The sequence below is a fragment of the Alcanivorax sp. IL3 genome (assembly GCF_047495465.1).
GTDB lineage: Bacteria > Pseudomonadota > Gammaproteobacteria > Pseudomonadales > Alcanivoracaceae > Alcanivorax > Alcanivorax jadensis.
In genome coordinates this window covers 1,846,288-1,872,888 of sequence record NZ_CP179931.1, presented here as the reverse complement: position 1 = coordinate 1,872,888, position 26,601 = coordinate 1,846,288, and the positions used below count along the sequence as shown (strand labels likewise).

General features: G+C 58.2%; 23 protein-coding genes. 12 read left to right on the top strand and 11 right to left on the bottom strand.

Annotated features, from left to right (window positions below; all coding sequences use genetic code 11):
- Positions 1–90: 90 nt before the first annotated feature.
- Both lon and ACMG4M_RS08730 read left to right on the top strand, forming a co-directional pair.
- Positions 91–2,463 (top strand): endopeptidase La, encoded by a 2,373-nt coding sequence (gene lon, locus ACMG4M_RS08735; protein ID WP_272961872.1) that lies wholly within the window; start codon positions 91–93, stop codon positions 2,461–2,463.
- Positions 2,464–2,554: 91 nt separating this feature from the next.
- Positions 2,555–3,232 (top strand): pseudouridine synthase, encoded by a 678-nt coding sequence (locus ACMG4M_RS08730; protein ID WP_035244241.1) that lies wholly within the window; start codon positions 2,555–2,557, stop codon positions 3,230–3,232.
- 119 nt (positions 3,233–3,351) lie between these two features.
- On the opposite strand, the gene ACMG4M_RS08725 is transcribed toward ACMG4M_RS08730, so the two are convergent.
- Complete coding sequence (locus tag ACMG4M_RS08725; protein ID WP_035244240.1) at positions 3,352–3,675, bottom strand: SET domain-containing protein; 324 nt, start codon at positions 3,673–3,675, stop codon at positions 3,352–3,354.
- An 89-nt stretch (positions 3,676–3,764) separates the two neighbouring features.
- On the opposite strand from ACMG4M_RS08725, the gene ACMG4M_RS08720 reads away from it, so the two are divergent.
- From ACMG4M_RS08720 to ACMG4M_RS08710, 3 genes are read left to right on the top strand one after another with little or no spacing between them, the layout of a single operon-like run.
- Entirely contained in the window at positions 3,765–5,183 is a 1,419-nt protein-coding gene (locus ACMG4M_RS08720) for a haloalkane dehalogenase (RefSeq protein ID WP_272961873.1), read from the top strand.
- Entirely contained in the window at positions 5,180–6,841 is a 1,662-nt protein-coding gene (locus ACMG4M_RS08715; RefSeq protein WP_035244239.1) for an ABC1 kinase family protein, read from the top strand. The genes ACMG4M_RS08720 and ACMG4M_RS08715 overlap by 4 nt, the downstream gene beginning before the upstream one ends.
- A 7-nt stretch (positions 6,842–6,848) precedes the next feature.
- Entirely contained in the window at positions 6,849–7,640 is a 792-nt protein-coding gene (locus tag ACMG4M_RS08710) for a M48 family metallopeptidase (RefSeq protein WP_272961875.1), read from the top strand.
- Positions 7,641–7,753: 113 nt separating this feature from the next.
- On the opposite strand, the gene nfuA is transcribed toward ACMG4M_RS08710, so the two are convergent.
- Entirely contained in the window at positions 7,754–8,353 is a 600-nt protein-coding gene (gene nfuA, locus ACMG4M_RS08705) for a Fe-S biogenesis protein NfuA (RefSeq protein WP_035244235.1), read from the bottom strand.
- 409 nt (positions 8,354–8,762) lie between these two features.
- On the opposite strand from nfuA, the gene ACMG4M_RS08700 reads away from it, so the two are divergent.
- The 3 genes from ACMG4M_RS08700 (at position 8,763) to ACMG4M_RS08690 (ending at position 11,308) form a co-directional block, all read left to right on the top strand.
- The gene (locus tag ACMG4M_RS08700) at positions 8,763–8,996 is read left to right on the top strand and encodes a DUF2970 domain-containing protein (RefSeq protein ID WP_035244233.1); all 234 of its coding nucleotides are present in this window, start codon (positions 8,763–8,765) and stop codon (positions 8,994–8,996) included.
- Positions 8,997–9,177: 181 nt separating this feature from the next.
- Complete coding sequence (locus ACMG4M_RS08695; RefSeq protein WP_035244231.1) at positions 9,178–10,824, top strand: nitrite/sulfite reductase; 1,647 nt, start codon at positions 9,178–9,180, stop codon at positions 10,822–10,824.
- Positions 10,817–11,308: a DUF934 domain-containing protein gene (locus ACMG4M_RS08690; protein ID WP_272974604.1), complete on the top strand. Its 492-nt coding sequence runs from the start codon at positions 10,817–10,819 to the stop codon at positions 11,306–11,308. Before ACMG4M_RS08695 ends, ACMG4M_RS08690 begins: the two co-directional genes overlap by 8 nt.
- A 42-nt stretch (positions 11,309–11,350) precedes the next feature.
- On the opposite strand, the gene ACMG4M_RS08685 is transcribed toward ACMG4M_RS08690, so the two are convergent.
- From ACMG4M_RS08685 to ACMG4M_RS08660, 6 genes are all read right to left on the bottom strand, one after another.
- The gene (locus ACMG4M_RS08685; protein ID WP_414429830.1) at positions 11,351–12,307 is read right to left on the bottom strand and encodes a zinc transporter ZntB; all 957 of its coding nucleotides are present in this window, start codon (positions 12,305–12,307) and stop codon (positions 11,351–11,353) included.
- A 139-nt stretch (positions 12,308–12,446) separates the two neighbouring features.
- Positions 12,447–13,436, bottom strand: coding sequence for a YhdH/YhfP family quinone oxidoreductase (locus ACMG4M_RS08680; protein ID WP_414429829.1), 990 nt, complete (start codon positions 13,434–13,436; stop codon positions 12,447–12,449).
- Between the two features lie 185 nt (positions 13,437–13,621).
- Complete coding sequence (gene sohB, locus ACMG4M_RS08675; RefSeq protein ID WP_198030595.1) at positions 13,622–14,674, bottom strand: protease SohB; 1,053 nt, start codon at positions 14,672–14,674, stop codon at positions 13,622–13,624.
- A gap of 147 nt (positions 14,675–14,821) precedes the next feature.
- Positions 14,822–15,469, bottom strand: a complete 648-nt coding sequence (locus ACMG4M_RS08670) for a hypothetical protein (RefSeq protein ID WP_035244225.1) — start codon at positions 15,467–15,469, stop codon at positions 14,822–14,824.
- Between the two features lie 12 nt (positions 15,470–15,481).
- Positions 15,482–16,288, bottom strand: coding sequence for an NAD(+) diphosphatase (gene nudC, locus ACMG4M_RS08665; protein ID WP_414429828.1), 807 nt, complete (start codon positions 16,286–16,288; stop codon positions 15,482–15,484).
- The gene (locus ACMG4M_RS08660) at positions 16,288–17,967 is read right to left on the bottom strand and encodes a hypothetical protein (protein WP_035244223.1); all 1,680 of its coding nucleotides are present in this window, start codon (positions 17,965–17,967) and stop codon (positions 16,288–16,290) included. Before ACMG4M_RS08660 ends, nudC begins: the two co-directional genes overlap by 1 nt.
- Positions 17,968–18,484: 517 nt before the next feature.
- Between ACMG4M_RS08660 and nhaB the strand changes: the two genes are divergently transcribed.
- Complete coding sequence (nhaB, locus tag ACMG4M_RS08655) at positions 18,485–20,074, top strand: sodium/proton antiporter NhaB (protein ID WP_035244221.1); 1,590 nt, start codon at positions 18,485–18,487, stop codon at positions 20,072–20,074.
- A 96-nt stretch (positions 20,075–20,170) separates the two neighbouring features.
- Here the strand turns inward: nhaB and dnaQ are convergent, their stop codons facing one another.
- The 3 genes from dnaQ to ACMG4M_RS08640 are packed head-to-tail and all read right to left on the bottom strand — an operon-like array spanning position 20,171 to position 22,144.
- The gene (gene dnaQ / locus ACMG4M_RS08650; protein ID WP_035244219.1) at positions 20,171–20,908 is read right to left on the bottom strand and encodes a DNA polymerase III subunit epsilon; all 738 of its coding nucleotides are present in this window, start codon (positions 20,906–20,908) and stop codon (positions 20,171–20,173) included.
- The gene (gene rnhA, locus ACMG4M_RS08645; protein WP_035244217.1) at positions 20,908–21,363 is read right to left on the bottom strand and encodes a ribonuclease HI; all 456 of its coding nucleotides are present in this window, start codon (positions 21,361–21,363) and stop codon (positions 20,908–20,910) included. The genes dnaQ and rnhA overlap by 1 nt, the downstream gene beginning before the upstream one ends.
- Before the next feature lie 4 nt (positions 21,364–21,367).
- A complete protein-coding gene (locus tag ACMG4M_RS08640) occupies positions 21,368–22,144 on the bottom strand; it encodes a class I SAM-dependent methyltransferase (RefSeq protein ID WP_035244215.1) in 777 nt (258 codons plus the stop codon).
- A 57-nt stretch (positions 22,145–22,201) separates the two neighbouring features.
- Between ACMG4M_RS08640 and gloB the strand changes: the two genes are divergently transcribed.
- From gloB to ACMG4M_RS08625, 3 genes are all read left to right on the top strand, one after another.
- Positions 22,202–22,975, top strand: coding sequence for a hydroxyacylglutathione hydrolase (gene gloB / locus ACMG4M_RS08635; protein ID WP_035244214.1), 774 nt, complete (start codon positions 22,202–22,204; stop codon positions 22,973–22,975).
- 69 nt (positions 22,976–23,044) lie between these two features.
- On the top strand, positions 23,045–24,649 hold the full coding sequence (locus ACMG4M_RS08630) for a LysM peptidoglycan-binding domain-containing protein (RefSeq protein WP_277672706.1): 1,605 nt from the start codon (positions 23,045–23,047) through the stop codon (positions 24,647–24,649).
- A gap of 16 nt (positions 24,650–24,665) precedes the next feature.
- The gene (locus tag ACMG4M_RS08625) at positions 24,666–26,462 is read left to right on the top strand and encodes an extracellular solute-binding protein (RefSeq protein ID WP_414429827.1); all 1,797 of its coding nucleotides are present in this window, start codon (positions 24,666–24,668) and stop codon (positions 26,460–26,462) included.
- Positions 26,463–26,601 lie beyond the last annotated feature (139 nt).

Sequence of the window (26,601 nt, the reverse complement as noted above, 5' to 3'; positions counted from 1 at the left end):
TCAAACATGCGGCGCACCCCAGTGCCGCACTATTGATTTTTCGCACCTCGCCACCATGTTGTTTCCACGCTGAATGGAAGTGACAACATTATGAGCCAAGACGATAGCAATACTGTTGAGCAACCCTCGAGCAGCCTGGCGCTGCCTGACCAGCCGAAACCCCAACGCATCTACCTGATTCCCGTCCAGCACCGGCCTTTCATGCCCGGGCTGGTACAACCGGTGATGCTGGACAAGGAACGCTGGCAGGCGACCCTGGAACGAGTCAGTCAGACCCCACATCAGTCGCTGGGGCTGGTCTATGTCGGCGATAACGACCCGGATTCGGTGACGCCGGAAGATTTCCCGGAATACGGCTGCCTGGTCAAGGTTCACGCCCTCAATGAAGAAAACGACCAGTTCCAGATGGTGGCTCAGGGCACCACGCGATTTCATATTGAAAACTGGCTGACCCGCAAGCGGCCCTTCATGGCTGAGGTCAGCTATCCGGAACCTCGTGTCGAGGCGGATGAAACCATCCGCGCCTTCGGCATGGCCATTATCAACACCATCCGCGAACTGCTGCCCCTGAATCCGCTCTACAATGAAGGGCTGCGTCACTATCTACAGAATTTCTCCCCCAGCGACCCCTCGCCGCTGACTGACTTCGCAGCAGCGCTAACCAGCGCCAACGGCGCTGAGCTGCAGGCCATTCTGGAAACCGTGCCGTTGAAACCGCGCATGGAAAAAGTGCTCACTCTGGTCAAGAAAGAGCTGGAGGTGGCCCGACTGCAGAGCCAGATTTCCGAAGAGGTCAACGAGAAGGTCAGTCAGCACCAGCGCGACTTCTTCCTTCGCGAGCAGCTCAAGATCATCCAGCGGGAGCTGGGCCTGAGCAAGGATGACAAGACCGCCGAAGCGGAGGAATTCCGCGAACGCATGAGCGCCTTGGCGCCGCCGGAATCCGTACAGAAACGTTTTGAAGACGAGCTGCAGAAGCTGTCAGTGCTGGAAACCGGCTCACCGGAATATGGCGTCACGCGCAACTATCTGGACTGGCTCACCAGCGTACCCTGGGGCCAATACAGCGACGACAACCTGGATCTGAAACATGCCCGGGAGATCCTGGAAGCCCACCACAGCGGCCTGGATGATGTGAAGGACCGGATTGTGGAATTTCTGGCCGTGGGCGCCCTGCGTGGCGAGGTCAAAGGGTCCATTATCCTGCTGGTGGGCCCACCGGGTGTGGGCAAGACCAGCATCGGTAAATCCGTCGCCGATGCCCTGGACCGCAAATTCTACCGATTCAGCCTGGGCGGCATGCGCGACGAAGCCGAGATCAAGGGCCATCGGCGCACCTACATCGGCGCCATGCCCGGCAAGCTGGTGCAGGCACTCAAGGAAACCGGCACCGCTAATCCGGTGATCATGCTCGATGAGGTGGACAAATTGGGGCAGTCTTTCCAGGGTGACCCTGCCTCGGCCTTGCTGGAAGTGCTGGACCCGGAACAGAACCAGGATTTTCTCGACCACTACCTGGATGAACGGCTGGACCTGAGCCACGCCCTGTTTATCTGTACCGCCAATACCATGGACAGCATTCCCGGTCCCTTGCTGGACCGCATGGAAGTGATCCGCCTGTCCGGCTATATCACCGAAGAAAAAGTGCAGATCGCGCGCCAGCACCTGTGGCCCCGTGCCCTGGAACGTGCCGGCGTAAAACCCGGCCAGTTGCGCATCAGCGACAGCGCGCTGCGCCAGATCGTGGAAGGCTATGCCCGCGAAGCCGGGGTCCGTAATCTGGAAAAACAGCTCAACAAGATCATCCGCAAGGCGGCGGTGAAACTGCTGGCTGGGGAAAAGAAACTGAGCGTCTCCGGCAAGAATCTGGCGGATTTCCTCGGCCAACCCTACTTCCAGACCGAGAAGACCCAGCGAGGCGTGGGCGTGGTAACCGGCCTGGCCTGGACCTCCATGGGCGGCGCCACGCTCTCCGTGGAAGCCAGCCAGGTGCACAGCAAGCAGCGGGGCTTCAAGCTCACCGGTCAGCTTGGTGATGTCATGAAAGAGTCCGCGGAGATTGCCTACAGCTATGTAGCCAGCCATCTGCGCGATTACGGCCTGAGCGAAGAGCGCCTGGATGAAGCCTTTCTCCATCTCCATGTGCCGGAAGGGGCAACCCCCAAGGATGGCCCCAGTGCCGGTATCACCATGGCCAGCGCCCTGCTGTCACTACTGTTGAAGAAGCGTTTGCCGCGCAAGGTGGCCATGACCGGCGAGCTGACCCTCACCGGCCAGGTACTGGCGGTTGGCGGCATCCGTGAAAAAATTATCGCCGCCCGGCGTGTAGGTATTCGTGAGGTGATTTTGCCGGACGCCTGCCAGCGGGATTTCGACGAACTGCCGGGGTACCTGAAAGACGGACTCACTGTGCATTTTGCCAAACAGTACGACGATGTCTTTCAGATACTCTGGGGTAAATAGGTTGCGAGAAACGAGTGATGAATAGCGAAAGGCAAAAACGGGCTGAAGTCCCGGAGTCAGTATCTCTGCGATCTCAACGACGAACTGCCCGATGAATTCACCCGCCGACAAACCCTACTATGTCGTGCCCACCTGCCATGAGCGGGTGAGCACGGTGTACAGGGATGAGCATATTCTGCTGGTCAACAAACCGGCCTATCTGCTCAGTGTGCCGGGGCGCGCACCGGAAAATCAGGACTGTGCGGTGCGACGCCTGGCGCGAAAAGATCCGGATATACGCCTGGTACACCGACTGGATCTGGATACGTCAGGCATCATGGTCTTCGCTCTCACCCGCCAGGCGCAGAGCCAACTCAGCCGGCTGTTCCAGCAACGTACCGTGAAGAAACGCTATCAGGCGGTGGTGCACGGCCTGGTAGCAAAAGATAGCGGCAGCATCGAGTTGCCATTGATCGCGGACTGGCCCAACCGCCCGTTGCAGAAGGTCTGTTACGACACAGGCAAGTCCGCCCTCACCCATTACCAGGTGCTGGAACGGGACGAAGCCCGCAACCGCACCCGGCTAGCGTTAAGCCCCGTCACCGGCCGCAGCCATCAACTACGGATTCACTGTCGGGAGCTGGGTCATCCCATCATAGGCTGCGACATGTATGCGCCGCCGGAGATTGAGGCACTGAGCCCGAGGTTGTTGCTGCACGCGGAGTGGCTGGCCTTCAACCACCCGATGACCGGGCTATGGCAGGAATTCACCTCACCCTGCCCGTTTTAAGCAACCCAAATGGTGCACCCTGCGCAGCTGTAGGAGCTATGCTTGCATGGCGAACCGCCCGGAAACCGCGATAAATATCATCGCGAGCAGGTTCGCCATGCAAGCATAGCTCCTACAGGTTATTCCCAATCATCGCCGTAGTCGTGCAGCAGCTCTTCCCCGGCCTTGATGGACTTCAGGGCCACCACGGTCAGGTCGTCATAGTAAGCCACGTTGGGTTTCTTGCCGTGGTTGATGAAGCGCAGATCACAGAGCACCCGGTAGCGCTCTTTGCCCTCGTCATCCAGCGATAACACATAGGGGCCATCTTTTTTGGCAACCTTGGTTTTACACAAACCCAGCTCGGTATCTTTCTTGATTCGCTGGGTGGCAAACAGGCCACGACCATGGACGGCGCTATGGCGCACTTCCACTAGATCGTCACGGAGATAGGGTTTTGACATTTTTTCGCACTTTACGTTACTGACACAGCCATGGCATCTTGCCAGAAAAGCGGTAACAGTTGAAAAATTCGATGCAAGGGATGCATGTCATGGGTTTTGCGGATTTTCCGTTTGAGTCACGTTACGTCACGCTGAATGGCCACCGCCTGCACTATATTGATGAAGGTGAAGGACCGGTACTGCTGTTCATCCATGGCAATCCCACCTCCAGTTACCTGTGGCGCAACGTGATCAAGCCGCTTCGGGGCCACTATCGCTGTATCGCTCTGGACCTGATCGGTTTTGGCAACAGCGACCAGCCCGACATCGATTACCGCTTTCTGACCCATTACCGCTATCTGGAAGATTTCGTTGCTACCCTGGGGCTCTCCGACATCACCCTTGTGCTCCACGACTGGGGCGGCCCCCTGGGTTTTCGATTGGCACAGCAACAACCCCGGACCGTCAGCCGTCTGTGTTTTATGGAAACCTTCCCGTTCACCTGTGACTGGGATGAGTTCCCCCTGCCCTTGCGCCCTCTTTTCTTTGCCTTCCGACAAGAACGCCTGGGCCGGTTTCTGATTATCAACCGCAATCTGTTTGTCAGGATGGTGCTGCCTTTCGGTGTTATTCGTCATCTTCCCCGCAGCGTCAGGCGCATCTACCAGAAGCCGTTTCGTCAGCGGGCGTCCCGCTACCCGGTATATGTCTGGCCCAACCAACTACCGATCAATGACCGCCAGGATGAAGCCTGGAAGGCCATTGAGGAGATTGAAAAGGGACTGGGCAGCATGCCCCAGCCCATGCTGCTACTGAGGTTTCGCCCCGGGGCCGTGCTCGGCCCGGCGCGCATTCGCTGGTTGCTGGATCAGATCCCCAATCTGGATATTTCCGATTGCGGTCGCGGGCTGCACTATGTGCAGGAAGATAACCCTGAGGCGATCGCTGATGCGATCGAACACTGGCTGCATCCATTGACAGGAACCATGGCAGAGGCCGCCACCCCCGCCAGTCCGCACCTGCATGAATCCGACGATTATGCAGAGCCACTGACCTGGTACTATGGCGAAAGCTGCTATGGCCATGCTCTGGTCGCCGAGTCCGCTCACGGCCTGATCCACTTCGATTTCTGCAACAACAAGGATGACGCGCTGGGCAGACTGAAGCAGCGCTTTCCCGCCGCTAACCTCATAGAGCAACCCACCCCGGCACTGCTGGCCACCCTGGACCACCCCGATTCCGCGCCGAGCCCGCTACATCTTTGCGGCACGCCATTCCAGCGACAGGTATGGCAAGCGCTATTACACATTCCCCCCGGCAGCACCCGCTCCTATGGCGAGATTGCCCGGCAAGTTGGCAGCCAGGCCCGGGCCGTAGGCCAGGCAGTGGGCAAGAACCGCCTGGCAGTCCTGGTGCCCTGTCACAGGGTCACCCGTGCCGATGGGGGTCACGGCGGATTCTACTGGGGCACAGCACTGAAACAGCGGTTGCTGGATCAGGAGAGTACGACAAAAGGAAATTCCCCGTGAGCATTCTCCACACCGGCAAAGATCTGTTACGCATGAATGAGCTGGCCACCATTCTGCTCAAATACGGCTTTGCCGACGTGATTCGTCGATTGGGGCTTTCCACTCCGGTGGAACATGCCGGCAAGCTGGTGCGCAGTTCCATGCGCCCGGACATGCTGCGCATGGGTACCGCCGAGCGACTGCGCCATGCCATGGAAGAGATGGGCCCCACTTTCGTCAAACTGGGGCAGGTACTGGCCACCCGGGTGGACCTGTTCCCGCTGGACTGGATTGCCGAGTTCGAGAAGCTCCAGGACCAGGCCACCGCCATCCCCTATGAAGAACTGGTCCCCCATCTCGAAGCGGCCCTGGGCAAATCTCTGGAGTCGGCCTTTGCCCGCATCGATCCCAAACCCATTGGTGTAGCCTCCATCGGTCAGGTGCACAGCGGCCTTACCCGCCGTGGCCAGAAAGTGGTGCTGAAGATCCAGAAACCCGGCATCCGCGCCAAAATCGAATCCGATCTGCGCCTGCTGGACCAGCTCGCCAAGCTGGCGGCGGACAACTCTGTGGAGCTGCGCCGCTACCGTCCCGTGGAACTGGTGCGCGAGTTCAAACGCTCCCTCACCCGGGAGCTGGATTTCACCATCGAAGCGCGCAACGCCGATCGTATTCGCAAGAACCTGCGCTCTCTGAAGTGGCTGACAGTTCCCCGGGTGTATTGGGAGCTGTCATCACAGACCCTGCAGGTGCAGGAGCATATCCAGGGCATTCCCGCCCGCGCCACAGACGAGCTGGATGCAGAAGGCCTCGACCGGGTACTAATCGCCCGGCGCGGTGCCCTGGCCGCCTGGAAGATGGCCCTGGAAGACGGCTTTTTCCACGCCGACCCGCACCCGGGTAACTTCATCATCCAGAGCGGCAACCGCATCGCCATGCTGGATTTCGGTATGGTCGGTAAACTCAGCCATAGCCGCCGCGAGCAGATACTGCAGATCACCCGCTCGGTGGTGCTGCGCGAGGCCGAGCAATGCGCGGCGGTGCTTTCCAACTGGTCCGATGGCCAACCGGTCCGCTTCGATCAGTTAGTGTCTGACGTGGAAGACGTGATCAGCCAGTACCACGGCATCTCCCTGTCACAGCTGGACATTACTGCCCTGCTCACGGATATCACCGCCCTGGTGCGCAACCATAACCTGGTACTACCCAGTGATATCGCCCTGTTCATCAAGGCGATTATCACGCTGGAAGGGTTCGGGCGTCTGCTCAACCCGGATTTTGATCTGATGACCGAGGCGGAGCCACTACTCAAACGCATGATCCGCACCCGCTACTCCCCGGTGCGGCTGGCCAAGAGCCTGAGCCTGCGTGCACTGGACGTGGTGGACAAGGTTTATGCGCCGCCCCACGCCGGCAATTTGCCGTCGCAACAGGAGGGCAGCATTGATCCACGCCACCTTGAAAGGCTGGTAGCCAGACTGGAACGCGGCCAGTATCGACAGGTCCAAGCGTTATTGGTGTCAGCCGGTTTTATAGGCGGTTCACTTATGCTGGCCGGCCGTGTGCCTCCTGCACCATGGGAAATTTCCCTGTTTGGCCTTATCATCTTCCTCGGAAGCGCTGGCTGGGCAAGCTGGCTTATGTTTGTGTCCCGCCGTTTTCTGCGGGAATGGGAGTAACAGAATAATGAAATTTCGACGTCTGATTATGATTTCCGCCCTCACTGCCGGGCTTGTGGCCTGTGCCACCTCGCCATTGGGCCGCAATCAGTTCCTGCTGATGCCCGCCGGTGAGATGGACCAAATGGGCGCCACCGCCTATGCACAAATGAAAGAAGAGAAACCACAGAGCAAAGATAGCCGTGAAGTGAACTATGTCCTTTGCGTGAGCAATGCCATTACCAACACCGTGGGTGGCAACCAGCAATGGGAAGTCACCGTGTTCCAGGAAGACAGCGCCAACGCCTTTGCCCTGCCCGGAGGAAAGATCGGTGTCCACACCGGCCTGTTGAATGTGGCCAAGAACCAGAGCCAGCTTGCCGCCGTGATCGGCCATGAGATCGGACATGTGCAAGCCCAGCACTCCAACGAACGGATGTCCCTGCAGTATGCCACCCAGGGCGGCATGCAGCTTCTGGGCGCCCTGGCTGGCCAGGACAGCGCGGCCAAACAGGGCATCATGGCCGCACTGGGGGTGGGCGCAGAGTATGGTGTTGCCCTGCCCTTCAGTCGCAAGCACGAAGCGGAAGCCGATATCATTGGCCTGCAGCTGATGGCTCAGGCCGGTTTCGATCCCCGCGAAAGCGTCAATCTGTGGCAGAACATGGCAGCGGCCAATGGCGGTAACGAGCCGCCGGAATTCATGTCCACTCACCCCTCCAATTCCACCCGCATTAACGGACTGCGCGCGCGCATACCGGAAGTGATGCCGCTGTATCAGCAAGCTCAGGCGGCGGGACGCAAGCCGCAGTGCGGGTGAGGGGGAAGCTACGAGCTGCTAGCCACTAGCTTCTAGTAAACGCGAAGACCTTAAACAAGAAAACGCAGCCTAAGGCTGCGTTTTCTTTTCTAGAAGCTAGTAGCTCGAAGCTGTTAGCTGTAGTAAGCGTTGTCCGTGACGGTGTGGTCGGTCTTGTCGCGCACACCGGTCAGGTCCGGCACGCGTTCTTTGAGGGTTTTCTCTACGCCATCACGCAGGGTCACATCGACCACGGAGCAACCCTGGCAGCCGCCACCGAATTCCAGCACGGCCACGTTATCTTCCGTCAGCTCCAGCAATTGAACGCTGCCGCCATGGGCCGCCAGGTTGGGGTTGATTTCGGCATACAAGACGTAATTGATTTTCTCTTCGATGCTGGCGTCTTCGCTGATATCGGGCACCCGGGATTTCGGGGCGCGGAAAGTGAGCTGACCTCCCATGCTGTCTTTCTTGTAGTCGATCACCGCATCTTCCAGGTAGCGCACGCTCTTGCCTTCTACCCAGGCGTGAAAGCCCTCGTAGTCGTAGCGAACGTCGCTGTCTTCCTGTTCGCCATCCGGGCAATAGGCCATGCAGCACTCCGCATGGGGGGTACCGGGACGCTCTACAAAAATGCGCACGCCGATATCGCCCTGCTGATCCTGCTTGCCCAACAGGTCACGCAAGTAATCCTGGGCGGTTTCGGTAATATCGATCAACTGCTCTGCCATCATGATTCCTGTTCGGGATGAATGGCCACCTGGCAGGCTGCTGAAAAACCCCTTGCATGCTCAGCGTAGCCTGAAGCGCGCAGCAGATATGCGCTTCAGGCGACGCCCTTCGAGGCTTTCAGGCTGGCCCGTACTCGTTGTTGCAATTTCTCGATGGGTGGACACACACCTTCAAAATTGCGCCTAGATTACCAGCCAGCCTGAAAGCCTGAGCAGGCAAAGGGTTTTTCACCAGCCTGCTGGGGGTGGTAATGCTTTCCTGACTATTTTAGTCAGGTATTCCACAGTTGCAATGGTGCCGTGGTGAAGTGAATTCAACCCCGGCCTTCTCCGCTGTTACCCGGCGCTCGGCAAGCGTACAATAGCAGACGTAATTTATCGTTCAGCCAATCGCCAAAACGCAGGATTTTCCATGTCCGAGCAGCATCACACCCCCTCCGATCAGGGCAAAAAACCGACGTTAATCCAGACCATCAGCAGCATTCTGGCCGCTTTATTCGGGGTCCAGAGCTCGAAAAACCGCGAGCGGGACTTCACCAAAGGCGATGCCGGCAACTATATCGGTGTCTATGTAGTGTTGGTTCTGGCACTGATCATCGGCATGATCGTTACCGTGAATATGGTACTGGACGCCGTCGCGAAATAAGCCCGCTTAGATGAGCATTCGTTATAGCGATATGCCAAGATATTTCTTTTCACTATAAGGGCGCTTTGTTAGAGTGCCGCTCTCCCTCCCCTGAGGGCGACGCTTACCTGTTGAATTCTAACCCGAATCTATGATTTGACATGGATTTAGGTTCAAGCATAAAGGACGGTGAATCGGTCCCATGTACGTCTATCAGGAACATGACCAGCGACTGCTGGAAGAGCGGGTTGCGCAGTATCGCGACCAGACCCGCCGTTATCTGGCTGGAGAACTGAGCGAAGACGAATTTCTCGTCCTGCGTCTCCAGAACGGCCTCTATATTCAACGTTATGCGCCGATGCTGCGCATTTCCGTTCCTTATGGCTTACTGGCGAGTCGTCAGCTGCGCCGTCTGGCTCATATTGTGCGCACCTATGACAAGGGCTTCTGCCACGTCAGCACCCGCCAGAATATTCAGCTGAACTGGCCTTCCGTGGAAGAAGTGCCGGATATTCTTGCCGAGCTGGCTGACGTGCAGATGCACGCCATTCAGACCAGCGGCAACTGTATCCGTAACATCACCACCGATGAATTCGCTGGTGTGAATCCGGACGAAATTGAAGATCCGCGTCCCTGGTGTGAAATCATTCGCCAGTGGTCCACCTTCAACCCGGAATTCGCCTACCTGCCGCGTAAATTCAAGATTGCCGTGAATGCCGTCCCCGATGCGGACCCGGCCCTGATCGGCGTCCACGATATAGGCGTACAGCTGGTTCACGATGCCAACGGCGAGACCGGCTTCCAGGTATGGGCCGGTGGCGGCCTGGGCCGCACCCCCATGACAGGTTCCGTGATTGGCGAGTTTGTCCCATGGCAAGACCTGTTGCCCTACCTGGAGTCCATCCTGCGGGTGTACAACAAGTACGGTAACCGCGACAACAAGTACAAGGCCCGTATCAAGATTCTGGTCAAGGCTCTGGGTGCCGACAAGTACCGCGAGCTGGTGGAACAGGAATTCGCCGAGCTGAAAGACGGCCCGATGACCCTGACCCGGGAAGAAGTAGAACGTATTCAGTCCTGCTTCAGCGCCCCGGACTACCAAACCGTGGACAGCGCCGCCCTGAACGCCAAACTGGCCGAAGACAAGGCGTTCAGCCGTTGGTATCACACCAATACCCGCGCCCACAAACAGGCCGGTTACCGCGCTGTTACCCTGACCCTGAAGAAAACTGGTCGGGTACCGGGCGATATCAGCGATGAGCAGCTGGAAGCCGTTGCCGATCTGGCGGACCAGTACAGCTTCGGTGTGCTGCGCAACAGTCACCAGCAGAACATGGTGCTGGCTGATGTGGCCGCCTCGGATCTCTACGACCTGTGGAAAGCTCTGGACGCTCTCGGTTTCGCCACCCCCAACCTGGGCCTGATCACCGATATCGTGGCCTGCCCCGGTGGCGATCTGTGCGCCCTGGCCAACGCCAAATCCATTCCGGTGGCGGAATCCATCCAGCGCCGCTTCGATAACATGGATTATGTGCATGACCTGGGGCTCATCGACCTGAACATTTCCGGTTGCATGAACGCCTGTGGTCACCACCATATTGGCCACATCGGTATTCTCGGCGTGGACAAGAAAGGCAAGGAGTTCTACCAGGTCACCCTGGGTGGCCGTGGTGACAGAGAGTCACGCGTGGGCGAGAAACTGGGCCCGTCCTTCGAGTCTGATCAGATTACCGATGTGGTTGAAAATATCATCAAGCTCTATGTAGAAAAGCGCCTCGAAAACGAGCCGTTTATCGACACCTACGAGCGCATTGGCATGGACCCGTTCAAGGAGCGCATCTATGGATAAGGTAATCATTGATGGCGCCATCGCGGACAACCTGTGGCAGCGACTGGAAGCAGATGCTCTGGAAAGCGGCGTGCCGGCACAAGGCAAAATCATTGTGCCGCTGGCCTACTGGCAGGAAAATCGCGATGCCCTGATCGACCGTGGTGATGTGGCCGTATGGCTTGCACCGGGCGAAGAGCCCAAGGACCTGGAAGACGATCTGGCCAGCCTGCCGCTGGTGGCGATCCACTTTCCGGCCTTCAAGGACGGTCGCGGTTACTCCTATGCCCGTGAGCTGCGAACCCGCTATGGTTTCAAAGGTGAAGTTCGTGCCACCGGCGATGTGCTGCGTGACCAGCTGTTCTATATGACCCGCTGCGGCTTCAATGCCTTTGAAGTCCGTGCAGATCGTAGCATTGAAGACGCACTGCAGGGCCTCAAGGATTTCAGCATTACCTACCAGGGCGATGTGAACGAGCCCAAACCGATCTACCGCCGGGGCTGAACGGCAACCCCCTCAACGGCAGATCCACGACAACGCCGCTGGCTACAACCAGCGGCGTTTTCGCATCCAGATGGCGACGCCAACGGCAATCACCCCCACGCCGGAACAGAACCACCAGAAAGCATGCGGATCCTCGACGCCCGGCAGCCCGCCCACATTGATACCGAACAGGCCGGTCAGAAACCCCAGCGGCAGGAACAATGCGGAAATGATCGCCAGCAGATACATACGATCATTGATCGCTTCGTTCTGCACCGAAAAGACCTCTTCCTGCAACAAGGTCGCATGCTCCCTGGCTGCATCCAGATCTTCCAGCAAACGTTGCAAACGATCCGTGGCTTCTCGGATCAGCATGGTATCCGCCGCCGCAAACAGCGATTCATTCTGTAGCTTGATCAATGCCTCACGCTGGGGGGCAAGATACCGTCGCAGCGTAATCGCTCGCCGGCGTAGCAGGCTCAGTTGTGGCGTCAGGCTGGATGTGGGAGCCTCTTCCAGCTGCAGGGCACAGCCCTCGACTTCGGACTCCAGATTCGCGATTACCTCTTCCATACGCCAGATCAACTGATCTACCAATTCGGCCACCAGAGCGCTGATTGATTCCGGCCCCTGCTGACTGTCCAGCGTGCCCTTCACCGCATCAACACTGAGCAAGGCACGTCTCTGGCTGCTCACCAGGCCCATTGGCCCAACCCACATGCGCAAGGCAATCATGTCCTCGGGCCGGGCACCGGGATTCAGGTTAACGCCGCGCAAATACACCAGTACGCCACCGGCCACTTCCGAGGCGCGAGGGCGGGTTTCCGCTGCGGTCAGCGAATCGATCACCGCCAGCGGTATGGACTGTCGGCGCAACCACTGCTCACTTTCTTCGCGGGTGTAGTCCAGATGCACCCAGTAGGCAGTCCTTTCCGCCAGAGACTGCTCCGCGGCCAGTTCAGATGCGCCACCCTGGCCATTCAGTTGCAATGCAATTTTCAGCCAATTGCTGTCAGTCATTGTGGCTCATGCCCTTGTTGTCTCGCCTGCATGCTATCGAAATACCGTATGCTCATAGAATGCGTTAGTGCCTTTCTTCAGACAAATAAAAAAGCGCGGCCTCGCCGCGCTTTTTTATCAAGATTGAACGTTTCAGCCATCAGGGCAAGCGCACAACCACACGGCCCCGGACGCCGCCCTGGAGAATTTTATCCACCCAGGCGTTAACACCTTCCAGTTCAACCTCATCCGCTTCCAGCAGAGGCAGATCCACGGGCATCCATTCGTCCGCAAGTAACTGCCACATTTGCTGTTTGATCTCGCAGGGCAGCTCAACACTGTCCACGCCCAACAGGTTCACACCGCGCAGAATAAAGGGCAATACGGTCATTTCCAGCTTGGGAGATGCCGCCAACCCACAGCAGGCGGCACAGCCACCATATTTAAGGCTCTTCAATGCCGTGGTCAGCATATCACCACCGGCACAATCCACCGCCCCGGCCCATTGCTCTTTCAGCATGGGTTTGCCGGCGTTCTCAAGAAAACTGTCGCGACTGATCACCTCACTGGCGCCCAGCGACTTGAGCCACGGGTGTGATTCCGATTTGCCGCTCACAGCGGTCACGGAAAAACCCAGCTTGGAGAGAATGGCGACCGTGATACTCCCCACTCCCCCAGTGGCGCCGGTCACCAACACCGGACCCTGATCCGGATTGAGACCGGTATCGAGCAATGACTCCACGCACAGTGCAGCGGTGAGCCCGGCGGTACCCAGCACCATGGCATCACGGGGGGCCAACCCCTCAGGCAGCGGAACCAGCCATTCCGCAGGCACCCGGATGTACTGGCTGTAGCCACCATCCGTATTCATGCCAAGGTCATAACCGGTGCAGATCACAGTATCGCCAACGCTGAAGGGGCCGTCTGTGGTTTCCTCCACCACACCCACCGCATCAATACCTGGCGTATGGGGGAACTGGCGGGTAACCCCCTTGTTGCCGGTGGCTGAAAGCGCATCTTTATAGTTCAGAGATGACCAGTGCACACGCACCAACACACCCTCTTCCCCCAGATCAGTCAGTTCGCGTTCTTCCAGTGCGGTTTGGTACCCGTTCTCGGTTTCACGGGTCAGCAGGGCTTGGAAACTCATGATGGAACTCCTTCTGAAGCGGCTAGTTACGAGCGACCAGCTACGAGTCGCGAATCAAGTTGCGACCAAGCAGAAACGCTCTCGCAGCGAAACAACACCTTTGCGACTCTGTGCGCAGCGACAATATTCTGTCGATTGGCACCCTACTTTCCCGCGTCTTGTGGCTCGCAGCTAGTAGCTAGTTTTTAATGAATCTGTCGCTGGCTGCCTCGGTGCCAGAATTTTTCTACGGCGCGGTGCAGGCTGGTTTCCAGGGAGAAACCGAGCCGTTCGCCCAGCTTGCGCTTGGCTTCCCACTGTACCTGATAGAGAGAGTGGGTGCCCTGGCGCAGTTGCAACAGTTCGTCACTGGTCATGATCTCGTCCACCAGGCCCAGTTCCTTGGCCTGGCTACCAAACCAGTGCTCGCCAGTGGCCACTTTATCCAGATCCAGGCCGCGGCGATTGTCGCGAACAAACGATTTGAACAGCTGGTGGGTTTCTTCCAGTTCTTCCTGGAATTTGGCGCGCCCTTTCTCGGTGTTCTCGCCCAGCATGGTCATGGTGCGCTTGTATTCACCGGCGGTCATCAGCTCCACGTCGATATCGTTCTTTTTCAACAGACGATGGAAGTTGGGGATCTGGGCAACCACACCAATGGAGCCAATCACCGCGAAAGGCGCCGCCACAATACGGTCAGCAATGCAGGCCATCATGTAACCGCCGCTGGCAGCCACTTCGTCCACAGTCACGGTCAACTTGATGCCGCTATTACGGATGCGGCGCAGCTGGGACGCAGCCAGGCCATAGCTGTGCACCAGACCACCAGGGCTCTGCAAACGCACCAGCACTTCGTCATTCTGGGTGGCTACCTGCAGCACGGCACTGATTTCCCGGCGCAGATGATCCACCGCGCTGGCCTGCACATCGCCATCGAAATCCAGCACGAACAGGCGTGGTTCGACCTTGTCTTCGGTCCCGGCCTTTTTCTTTTGCTTGGCTGCCAGTTTTTCCTGTTTGCGCTTCGCTTTATGGGCTTTCTTGCGCTGTGCCTCGGGCAGGATTTCCGCCTCCAGAGAGTCCTTGAGGTCCTCAAATTCTTCATTGAGGTGGCGGACTCTCAGTTCTCCGTCCTGGCCCGCCTTGTTGCGGCCGCGGGAAGCGGTAGCGGCGATGCCGCCGATCACAAACAAGATTGCTACCACCAGAGTAACGACCTTGGCCAGAAACATGCCATATTCGGATAAAAACGCGATCACTGTTTACCTGCTTGTCCGTAGGATTGGTACCTGCCCGTGGTCGGCAGATGAAAAGGAGTGAGAGGGATTCTACCTAACCGAGCGGCAATGGGGTATGGCGGCCACCACAGGAACGCTGTAATGGCACCTCAAGACCAGCCGACAGCCTCAATCCCAGCCGGAGATGGCTTGCTGGGCACTGCCATTCATGGGGCGAGCCACCAGACCGGTGGCGCCGGCATTCACTTCAAACAGCGCCCCTTCGGCCATGGGCAAATAGGCGGCACTGCCATAACTGGCATCCACCAGCAGACTCCAGCCGTCCCGGGCCATCTTCCAGACATCAATACCCACCGGGTCACGGTGCAGACTGTAGACAGTGCGGTCCCGCGAGCGCTCATCTTCCAGTGCGTAATATCGACCGGAGATGCGGTCCAACTGGTAGCCGGGCTGCAGGCCCAACAGGCTGAAAGGCATTTTCCATTTGATAATCCGGGCATCCAGCTGCCACTGATCCCCTTTCAGACGGAAATCTTCGGTGGTGCCATCGGTGCGGGTAACGGTGGCAATGAAGGATTGCTCACCGGACTGACGAAAGCTGACCGTGGCCACGGACACTTCCTGAGCGTATTCACGGTAGCCGTAGATATTCAGGGCGAACAGGCTCAGATAGATAGCCAGACCCACCATCAGCAGCCCTGCCGTGCCTTTTAGCCATTGCATCAACCATTGCTGGCGCAGCAGCACCCAGGCGCCCAGCAAGACGAAAAGCAGGCTGAAAATAAAAATCACCAGAGGCGCGAGTGTGTAGTTCATTGCTTCTGTCCTTTATTGGAAACGCGCTACCCAATGGTCAATCAGGGTTCGGGCGATACTGCCCGGTGGCGGTATCATTGGCAGTGACCGGTAGTGAAACCAGTCCGCCGCTACTATCTCGTCATCATCAATACAGATTTCCCCGCCGGCGTAGTCTGCGTGGAAGCCCAGCATCAACGAATGCGGAAACGGCCATGACTGGCTGGTGAGATATTCAAGATTGGTCACTTCGATGCCACTTTCTTCCCGCACTTCACGGGCCAGCGCCTGCTCCGCCGACTCCCCTGCCTCCATGAAACCCGCCAAACAGGAATACATCCCTTCCGGGAAACGGGTTGAGCGCCCCAGCAGTGCATGCTCGCCGCGGGTCACCAGGGTAATGATGCAGGGAGTGATTCTCGGGTACTGGAAATAGCCACAGGCCTGACAGGTCATGGCCAGATCCTGATGGTGGGCTTCAGTGAGTGAGCCACAGCGGCTGCAGTAACGGTGGTTCTTTTGCCAACTGAGGAACTGCAAGGCCCGGCTGACCATCGAGAAGCCTGGCTCATCCAGGCCTCCGGAAATCAATTGCCGTAGCGGCACCGGTTGCAGGGAACCATCATCCAGTTCGTGGTTGACCAGTTCACAAACGTAACAGGGCTCGCCGTTCAACAGACCCAGATAAAAGTAATGAGGATGCTGGCGAAGCATATAAGCCGGCATCACCGGCAGCTGCCACTGATCGGCGGCAATCAGGATATTTTGCTCATGGATGACATAACAACGGGCGTGTTCAGCATCCTTGGGTTCGGGGCTGGAGAGATCAATCATGGTCATCAAGCCACTTTGGCCACCGGGTAACCCAGCGCTTTCATACTTTCTTCAGCCACCTCGAGCACACCGTCGCCGATGGGCTTTTGCTCTTCCATACTTTCCAGGTAGTAATCCACGCCGGTGAGGGCGTCGGCCAAGGTTTCCATATTTTCCTTGGTGGGAGTGGTCGGAGCCTCAATGAGCTGATGAACGATGTATTTGTGGCATGACTCAGTCACACCACGGGCCCGCTGCAACTCCAGGAACATCAGGCCGCCGGCAATTGACGCAAAGGTGCCGGGCAGATTGGAAAGATGCATGGCATCCCAGTTGTTATCCATAAAAGAACTGATGGAGCGCTTGGCCAGAGCCAGCCCGGCACGGCACTCCCCGACCACGGTCATGCGAGCATCATCCAGCTGGTAAAGAGAAATACCGCTGTTGTTGCTGCCACGATGGATGTCGTCTTCCGGCGCAATACTGCGCTCCAGATTTGCCGCCACGTTCTCAACCATAAGCAGGTCATCCACCAGCGCATGAAATGCTTCGCTTTCAACGTTCTGGTCAGCACGCCACTCGTTTACCTGCGCGGCACGCTGTTTGATCACTCCTGCCTCATCGTCCTTACCGATCATGGCCAGGGTGCTACCGAGACGGTTGAGGCTGGCGGCCACGGACTGATAATTGGTGTCAGCCACTCCCTGGGAGGCCATATCCAGGCTTTCTTTCAGCTCACTGATTTCATCGCGCATGGCACTGGCAACCGAACGGATCACCGAGCCGCTGGCACCGGTCATCAGTGCCAGTTCGCGCTGCAGGATGGCGTCGGATACATCATTGTTCAGAGCAAACGCCTGCTTCACTTCCGCAACCACACCTGTGTCCAGGGAGGACAGAGACACCAGATAGAGACTTTCCTTGATCATCAACAACGGCGCTTCTTCGCTGAGCGCCTGATCCCCACCATAGACCAGCTTCTTCAATTGTCGGTCGTACTGGGACAACAGCGCCTTACGGGCCGGGGTGATCGCCATGTCATCGGCCACCATGGCCGTGATGACGGCCTGGCCAATCCACAGAAACCGACTCAGACCACAATCACCGGCGGCGCGATCCAGGCGCACCATGGCCCGCCCCATCAGACGGAGGCTTACCGAAGGGTTCAGATCTCGCAATACACCCAGCAGGCCAGTCTGATACATGTGGCGCAGGCGACGGGCCAGTGCCGGCAATTCGGCGCGAGGCAGGTCACTGTCCGGCGCTACCGGGTTACGGGGCCGGGATAGCTCGGCACTAAAAAAATGGCTTTCCTGAATCAGTGCCTTACCACCGGCGCGACGCAGCTCATTAATACCGCCGATCAACAGTGCCGGCAGAGTGCGGTTCTTCAACTGGACATAATCGAAATAGCGGGTGAGCAACACAATGGCATTACTCAATGCCTGTACCCGGGCATCGGACTGCTTTTCACGCAGCTCCCGGGCGGCAAGAGACATCTCTTCACTCATCAGCGCAGCCGCAGGCAGCTCTACCACCTGGCAGATACCCCGCAATTGCTGGAAGTCTTCGGCACAGCGTGCCAGCTCCTCCTGACGGGAGGGGTCGTCGGAAAATGCCTCCAAGCTGTTTTCCGCTTCCGTCAGGGTGGCGTCAATCGCTTCCTTGAGAAAAGTCAGGGAGGTGGTATTCGTTATGGCGACCATGGACTCTCCGCAAGCACCCAACTGTTATTATCATCGGTCCGATCCGTAAAGCCGTACAAAAACCCCCGGATACGCCGCAATTCTCATGATAGAAGTGTCGGCAGGCCATCGAAAGCAAGCCGGGCAGACACCACAGAGACAGCATTGCTGTCATCTCAAACACGCAGAGCACGTGGTTTACTGTGTCTACCTTGGCGGCAGCCTGCCGTCCAGGCGGCAAGAAAAGGACTTTACTGTCCTTTTCAGCACCGACCGAGAAAGGCGCATCAACTTTTGCACGTCATCAAACAGTGCGTCAACTTTCATTTGTAAGCAACTGATTTATTGGCCATTTGTTAACCTGGCCACACTCTGGCAATGGCGTTTTAACCATCGCCAACCCTAAACCGGCTGCTTGAGTGTCAACCCCTACCATCGTCCGGTCCCGCTCCCCGCCATCTGCACTGTACTGGGGCAAGGCAAGTCCGTATGATTGCGACCGCAAAAACCCCGTTCATCCCTCGCGCAGGATTCCGCCATGTCAGCCACGCTTGGCCGTGCCTTTTTGCACAACTTTCTTGGGCAAGCTCCCGCCTGGTACAAGTACACCATCATTGCCTTCCTGGCAGTGAATCCGCTGATCCACCTGACTCTGGGTCCGGTCGTCGCCGGGTGGCTGCTGCTGGCGCAGTTCATCTTTACTCTGGCCATGGCACTGAAGTGCTATCCGCTCCAGCCGGGCGGCCTGCTCGCCATTGAAGCGGTACTAATTGGGCTCACCTCTGCGGAGACGGTACTGCACAAGGTTGAGAGCAACCTGGAGGTGATGCTGCTGCTGATCTTCATGGTGGCGGGGATTTTCTTTCTCAAGGATCTGTTGCTGTTCCTGTTTACCCGCATCCTGCTGGGGGTGAAATCCAAGGTACGCCTGAGCCTGCTGTTCTGTGTGGCGGCTGCAGTTCTCTCGGCCTTTCTGGATGCGCTCACCGTTACCGCTGTGGTCATTGCAGTGTGTACCGGCTTCTTCGGCATCTACCACAAGGTGGCCTCAGGCAAGACCTTTCAGCAGAAGCATGATCACGGCGACGACACCAGTGTTGAAGACCTACACCGCGAAGACCTTCGCCGCTTCCGCTCCTTCCTGCGCAGCCTGCTCATGCATGCAGCAGTGGGCACTGCCCTGGGCGGGGTTTGCACTCTGGTGGGCGAGCCTCAGAACCTGCTGATCGCGAACAAGGCAGGCTGGGAATTCGGCGAATTCTTCCTGCGGATGGCGCCAATCACCCTGCCGGTTCTGGTCATGGGCCTACTGACCTGCGTGTTCCTGGAAATTAGCGGCAGCTTTGGTTATGGCGAAGACATCCCAGAAAAGGTCCGGGGCATCATGCGCCAATACGCCCTGGAGCAGGACCGCAAACGGACCATGCAGAACCGGGCCGCTCTGGTGGTACAGGCGCTCACCGCCGTCTGGCTGGTGGTCGGGCTGGCTACCCACGCCGCCTCCGTGGGCCTGGTGGGTCTGACGGTGATCATTCTGGCCACCTCCTTTACCGGCATCATCGAGGAACACCGTCTGGGTGCCGCGTTCGAAGAAGCTTTGCCGTTTACCGCCCTGCTGACGGTGTTTTTTGCCGTGGTGGCGGTAATTGCCGACCAGCAACTTTTCGCACCGATCATTGAATACGTGCTGAGCCTGGAAAAACAGATCCAGGGTCCAGCCTTCTATGTAGCCAATGGGGTACTGTCGGCGGTGTCCGATAATGTTTTTGTGGCGACGGTCTATGTGGATGAAGTCGGTCAGGCACTACTGAAGGGTGAAATCGATCGGGACACATTCGATTTACTGGCAGTGGCCATCAACACCGGCACCAATATTCCCTCGGTTGCCACTCCGAATGGCCAGGCCGCCTTCCTGTTCCTGCTGACCTCGGCGCTGGCGCCGCTGGTGCGGCTGTCCTACGGACGCATGGTCGTCATGGCCCTGCCCTATACCATCGTCATGTCGATTACCGGCTTGCTCATGTCGATGATGGCACTGGGGCCGGCAACGGATTATCTCTACGAGAAGGGCTGGATCGAACACCACGATGTCAGTGAATTCCAGGTATCTCCAGACAAGGGGCACTAGCTGATACCTGACACCTGACGCAAATAGTGGTCTTAGGGCGGAAATGGGCATTAAACCCATCTCCGCCTTTTTTGATTCTTTTGCGTCAGGCGTTCATCAATGCAGCGGGCTGTCTTCTTCCTGCCGGTCCCACAGGGTGGGCTCACCGTTACTGTCGGCGATGGCGGACAGCTTGTCGCGATGCCGCTGCAACTCCAGATCCGAGGCACGCACCACGGTCAGCCCCGGGCGCTGACCATCCAGCCGGCGGATAGCCTCAGCCGCCATCTCTCCGCCCTGCTCTGCACTGTTATTGCCGTCGAGTGACAGTCGGGTCTGGCCGCCGGTCATCGCCAGGTAGACGTCGGCAAGGATCTCCGCGTCGAGCAGGGCCCCGTGCAGCTCCCGGTGGCCGTTTTCCACCCCATAACGGCGGCACAGCGCATCCAGATTGTTCTTCTGCCCCGGATGCTTCTGCCGCGCCATTACCAGGGTATCGAGCACGCCGCAGCGCTGCTCCATGGTCCCATAGCGGCTGCCAAGGCGGCGCAACTCGTGGTTGAGGAAGCCCACATCGAACGGGGCGTTATGGATCACCAGCTCCGCACCATCCACAAAGGCGAGGAATTCATCCGCCACCTTGTCGAAAGTGGGTTTGTCCGCCAGGAACTCGGTGCTGATGCCGTGAACGGCCAGCGCTCCTTCATCGATCTCGCGCTGCGGATTGAGATACAAATGCAGGCTGTTGCCGGTGAGGCGACGATTAATCACTTCTACACAACCAATCTCGATCACCCGGTGGCCATCATTAGGCTCAAGGCCGGTGGTTTCCGTATCCAGTACTACCTGACGCATTAGCTCGGCATTCCTTTTTTCTGAAGCAGTTCATCAATGCCACGGTTGGCGAGTGCATCGGCCTTGTCATTCTCGGGATGTCCGCTGTGGCCCTTGACCCATTGCCATTCAATGGTGTGTTTCTCGCAGGCCGCATCCAGGCGTCGCCACAGATCCGCATTTTTCACCGGCTGCCTGGATGCGGTTTTCCAGCCCCGCTTCTTCCAGTTGGCCATCCACTTGGTGATGCCATCCATGACATAACGCGAGTCCGTTGTCAGCACTACCTGACAGGGCGCTGTCAGCGCTTCCAGGGCCATGATCGCGGCCATCAGCTCCATGCGGTTGTTGGTGGTATCAGGTTCACCACCGAAAAGCGTCTTCTCGGTGGTGCCGTAACGCAGTAGCGCTCCCCAACCACCCGGGCCGGGGTTACCGCGGCAGGCGCCGTCGGTGAAAATAATCACTTGCTTCAATGAATCAGGACTCCTTGTTTTGCTGTCCCCAGCGGGCAACCGGTACGGGCACCACTGTATTGCGCGGCACCTTGTGTTGCCGGCTGGGCAACAACTTGGCAATGCCGGCCCGCTTGCGGGCTACCAGTAAATAGGCGTTGCCATGGCGGGGCCACAGCAGACTACCCAGCCACTCAAGCAGCCCAAGCCGCTCCCGGCCACGGTCGGAAAGCGGCATAGTATAGAAGCCACTGGCCATGCCATCGACCTCAAATCCCAATACCTGCAACCAGTCAGTGAGCCGGGTGGGCCGGTAAAAGCGCCCGGACCAGCCCGGCCGCTTCCGCCAGAAGAACCACCGAGCCAGCCCCATCAGGCTGATCGGGTGGAAGCCGATAATGGCCACCTTGCCGCCAGGCGCAATACTTCGAGTCGCTTCACGCAACACCTGGTGGGGGTCATGACTGAAGTCCATGACATGGTGCAGCAGGAGCAGATCCACACTGGCCTTGGCCAGGGGTAACAGCTCGAGCCGGGCGCGAACCCGGGTGCCTCCGAAGCCTTCGGTAGAGATGCTGGTCTGCCAGGGTAGCGGGCTCTCGGCCAACATATCCCGACCGCTGCCACTATACAGGGCCACCGCACGCTGGCCGGCCTGGCTGCGCAACCACTCCCCAAGCATGGCTCGCTCTGCGGCCAGCAAAGCCTGACCTGGCTCGCTGTCCAGCCAGTTATCAAAATTGCGGCCCAGCTCCGGTGAAGAAGCATTATAGGAAATACGGTTGAGTGGAGGCAGTTGCATGACGGACAATGACCCCTGATCACAAAAGATTGCCGTTTTTCAGGAGCGTAGCACGACATGTTGCCAAGCCCCACCGCCATCCCCGCATTTCGCGACAATTACATCTGGGCCATCCGCCAGGAGGACCGCTGCGTGGTGGTGGACCCGGGCGATGCTGCACCAGTCGAGCAGTTCCTTAAGGACAACGGGCTGCGACTCACCAGCATTCTGGTGACTCACCATCATCCGGACCATGTCGGCGGCATTCCTGCTCTACTCCGGGAAAGGGATATTCCCGTTTACGGGCCTGCCAGGGAAACCATCCCCGGGATGACGCACCCGCTTGCCGAAGGCGACACCATCCAGCCAGCAGGCGTGGACATGACCCTGGCAGTCATGGAAGTTCCCGGCCATACCCTTGGCCATATCGCCTTCCACGACACAGACCGCTGCTGGCTGTTCTGCGGTGACACCTTGTTTGCCGGCGGTTGCGGACGGCTGTTCGAGGGCACCCCGGCGCAGATGTTTGACTCACTGCAGCGGCTAGCCAGCCTGCCCGCTAAAACGCAGGTATTCTGTACCCATGAATATACCCTGGCCAACCTGACTTTTGCTGCGGCAGTCACCCCGGATGACGATGCTGTGGCAAAACGCCTCGACACCGTGCGCCAGGCCCGCGAGGCGGGTCAGATCACCCTGCCCTCCACCCTGGAAGAAGAGGTACGCAGCAACCCCTTTCTGCGCGCCCATGAGCCGACACTCAAGCGCGCCTGCGAAGCCCGGGAAGCGGGAACGGCCGGCTCTGATATGCAGTGTTTTGCCGCCTTGCGTCGCTGGAAAGACAACTTTTAGCTGAGACTGCTTGTGGGGGCCCTTTGCATGCCCCTAAAATGACTAAAATATTTTGCTGTCGTTATTATTATGAAAAAAATTACCACTCTCGCCCTGTGTCTGGGCTTGGGAGTCCTGGGAGGCTGTGCCTCGAATCAGTCCCTGGATGAGCTTCCTCCCATGCCCGCCGCCGAACCGTCGGTGGACGATGTCAATCTCGCCAACGGCATGGACGAGCCGACCCCCGTGGAAAGCAGCCCGGATCAAGATAAAGACAACAACGATTTATGGGTAAGACTACGTCAGGGTTATGGCCTTGATCTGGAAGTGGAAAATGACCGCATTCGCGTCCAGCGCGACTGGTACGCCCGCCACCCGCAATACTTCACCCGTGTCACCACCCGATCCGAGCGCTACCTTCACTACATCATCGAGCAAGCAGAAGCGCGCAACATGCCATTGGAGCTGGCCCTGCTGCCCATCGTGGAAAGCGCCTTTGACCCCTTCGCCTACTCCCACGGCCGAGCCGCTGGCCCCTGGCAGTTCATTCCGTCTACCGGTGATTACTTCGGCATGGAGCGCACCTGGTGGCAGGATCAACGACGGGACATTCTCAAATCCACCAACGCAGCTCTGGATTACCTGCAAAAGCTCTCCAACCGCTTTGACGGCGACTGGCTACTGGCACTGGCTTCCTACAATGCCGGCGGCGGTACCGTGTCGCGAGCCATCCGCCGCAACGAAGAGGCGGGCAAGCCCACGGATTTCTGGAACCTGAATCTGCCGCGGGAGACCACCGCCTACGTTCCCAAGCTGTTGGCGATTGCCCAGATCGTGCAGGAGCCGGAAACCTACGGCGTCACCCTGCATCCGATCCGTAACGAAGCCTATTTCAGCAGCGTGGAAATCGGTGGCCAGATTGACCTGACCCAGGCCGCCCGATTGGCGGATATTTCCGTGGAAGAGCTCTATCTGCTTAACCCTTCCTTTAACCGCTGGGCCACCTCGCCGGATGGTCCACACCGTCTTCTGGTTCCGGTTGACCGGGAAGAGCGCTTCCGTACCGGGCTGGCCGAATTGCCCCGGGACCAGCGCATGCAGTGGGCCCGCTACGAAATCCGCCCCGGCGATAACCTGGGCGCCATTGCTCGCAAACATCGCACCACGCCGCAGGTCCTGCGCAGCATCAACAAGCTCAACGGCAACACCATCATCGCCGGTCGAACCCTCCTGATTCCGGGGCCCTCCTCCGGGAAAGGCGACTACAGCCTGAGTGAAGATTCGCGCCTGGCCGCCAATCAGTCCCGGGAGCGCAAAGGTCGGCAACGGGTCAATTACACCGTGCAATCCGGCGACACCCTGTGGGAAATTTCCCGTCGCTACAGTGTTGGCGTGAAGGAACTGGCCAAATGGAACAACATGGCCCCCGGCGACAGCCTTAGCATCGGCCAGTCCCTGGCCGTGTGGAGTGAATCCGCCCAGAACAGCAGCAGCGTCGTCCCGCCGGAAAATGACAAGATGGTCCGCAAGCTACGCTATGCAGTACGCAACGGAGACTCCTTGTATGCCATTGCAGACCGCTTTAATGTATCGGTGAACGACATCAAGAGCTGGAACGACCGTGTAGCCAGCAATCGTTACATTAAACCCGGGCAACGGCTGACACTCTACGTTGATATTCGCAAAACGTTCTAGACCCTTACTGGCCCTTGTGGCCCTGCTCCTCGGCGTGGCTTGCCACGCCGAGGTAACCCGCAGCCACGGCTACCATCCCTTCGGCAACCTCAAGTACCCCGCCGACTTTCAGCACCTTGATTACGTCAACCCGGATGCCCCCAAAGGCGGCACTATGCGTCTTTATGGCCAGGGCTCCTTTGACAGCCTCAACCCGTATATTCTCAAGGGCATTAGCCCGGCTGATACCCCCGGCATGCAGATGTACGGTGTCACCGAGCTGGCCGACAGTTTGCTGATGGGCAACCAGTCCCATAACCGGCTGGGCGATGAACCCGGAGCCGCTTATGGCCTGATCGCCGAATGGGTGGAATATCCTCATGACCGCAGCTGGGCCACTTTCCGCATCCGCGAACAGGCTCGCTTCCATGACGGCCACCCGATCCGCGCCGAAGACGTGGTGTTCAGCTTTGAGATTCTGCTCAGCAAGGGAAAGCCCGAGTATACCTTGCAGCTGGCTGACCTGGCCGATGTTAAGGCGGTGGACCCGCTCACGGTGAGGTTCACCTTCAAGGAAGGCCGCAAGGATTTACCCCTGGTGGTCGGCTCGATCCCCATCCTCCCCAAGCATTATTGGGAGAAGCACGATTTCGAGCGAGCCACCCTGACTCCGTCACTCTCCAGCGGCCCTTATCAGGTCAGCTCAGTCAAACCGGGCAAGCAGGTGGTTTTCCAGCGGGTCAAGGATTACTGGGCAGCGGATCTACCTGTTAACCGCGGCCGTTACAACTTCGATCAAGTGATTTTCGAGTTTTTCCGCGATGCTGATGTGGGTTTTGAAGCCTTCAAGTCTGGCGATTATGACCTGCATTACGACTACAGCTCGAAGCATTGGGCCACCGCCTACGACTTTGCCGCCGTTGAACAGGGTCAGATAATCAAACAGGAAATCCCTCACCAGATGCCTCGTCCGGTGCAGGCTTTCTTTTTCAATACCCGCAGCGCCCCGTTTAATGACCTGAACGTCCGTAAGGCTGCCAGCCTGCTGTTTGACTTCGAATGGTCCAACCGCAACCTGTTCAGTAATGCCTATAGCCGCACTGTCAGCTGGTTTCCCAACAGCCCCTACACTGCCCCGGTTCCCGCAACCGCTGAAGAGCAAGCGCTGTTGGCTGATCAAGCCAAGCATCTGCCGGACAATTTCTTCAGCGCTGATATCCATCCTCCCGTGAATGATGGCAGCGGCCAGATCCGCAACCGCATGCGCGAGGCACTATCACTGCTGCAGGAAAGCGGTTGGCGCCTGCAGGATCACAAGTTGGTCAACGAGCAAGGCAAGCCGCTCCGCTTTACCGTTCTCAATTATCACAACCCCGGCATTTATCGCATCGTCGCCCCCTGGTTCCGTAACCTGCAGCGTCTGGGCATTGAGGCCGATTACCGGGAAGTAGAACCCGCTGCCTATAAGGAGCGGCTGGACAACTTCGACTATGATGTGGTGCTGTTTGTACTGCCGGTACGCGACTATCCCGGACCGGAGCTGACCGATTATTTCGCTTCAAGCAGTGCAGATATCCCCGGCAGCAAGAATCTGGCGGGTATTAGCCACCCGGTTGTCGATTTTCTGGTTCGCACTGCCCTGTCTGCTGAGCAAGAAGCCGAGTATGTGCTCAGCCTGCAAGCGCTGGACCGGATGTTGCGCTACCAGCATTACGGCGTCCTGAATTACCATATTCGCCATCACCGGGTTGCCTGGTGGGACAGATTTTCCCGCCCTTCGGAACCGATCCCGTTCGGATTGGGTCTGGATACCTGGTGGATGAAAAATAAATAACGCGCGCACGCTTCACGCTGGCATGTAACAAGCATGGCCACGCTTATTCCTGGTGGGCCAGCACTGATTACGCCACGATACCTGGAGCAGCGACGACATTGTTGCTATAGCCCGTTGCATGTTGCCCGTGAGCGTGCCG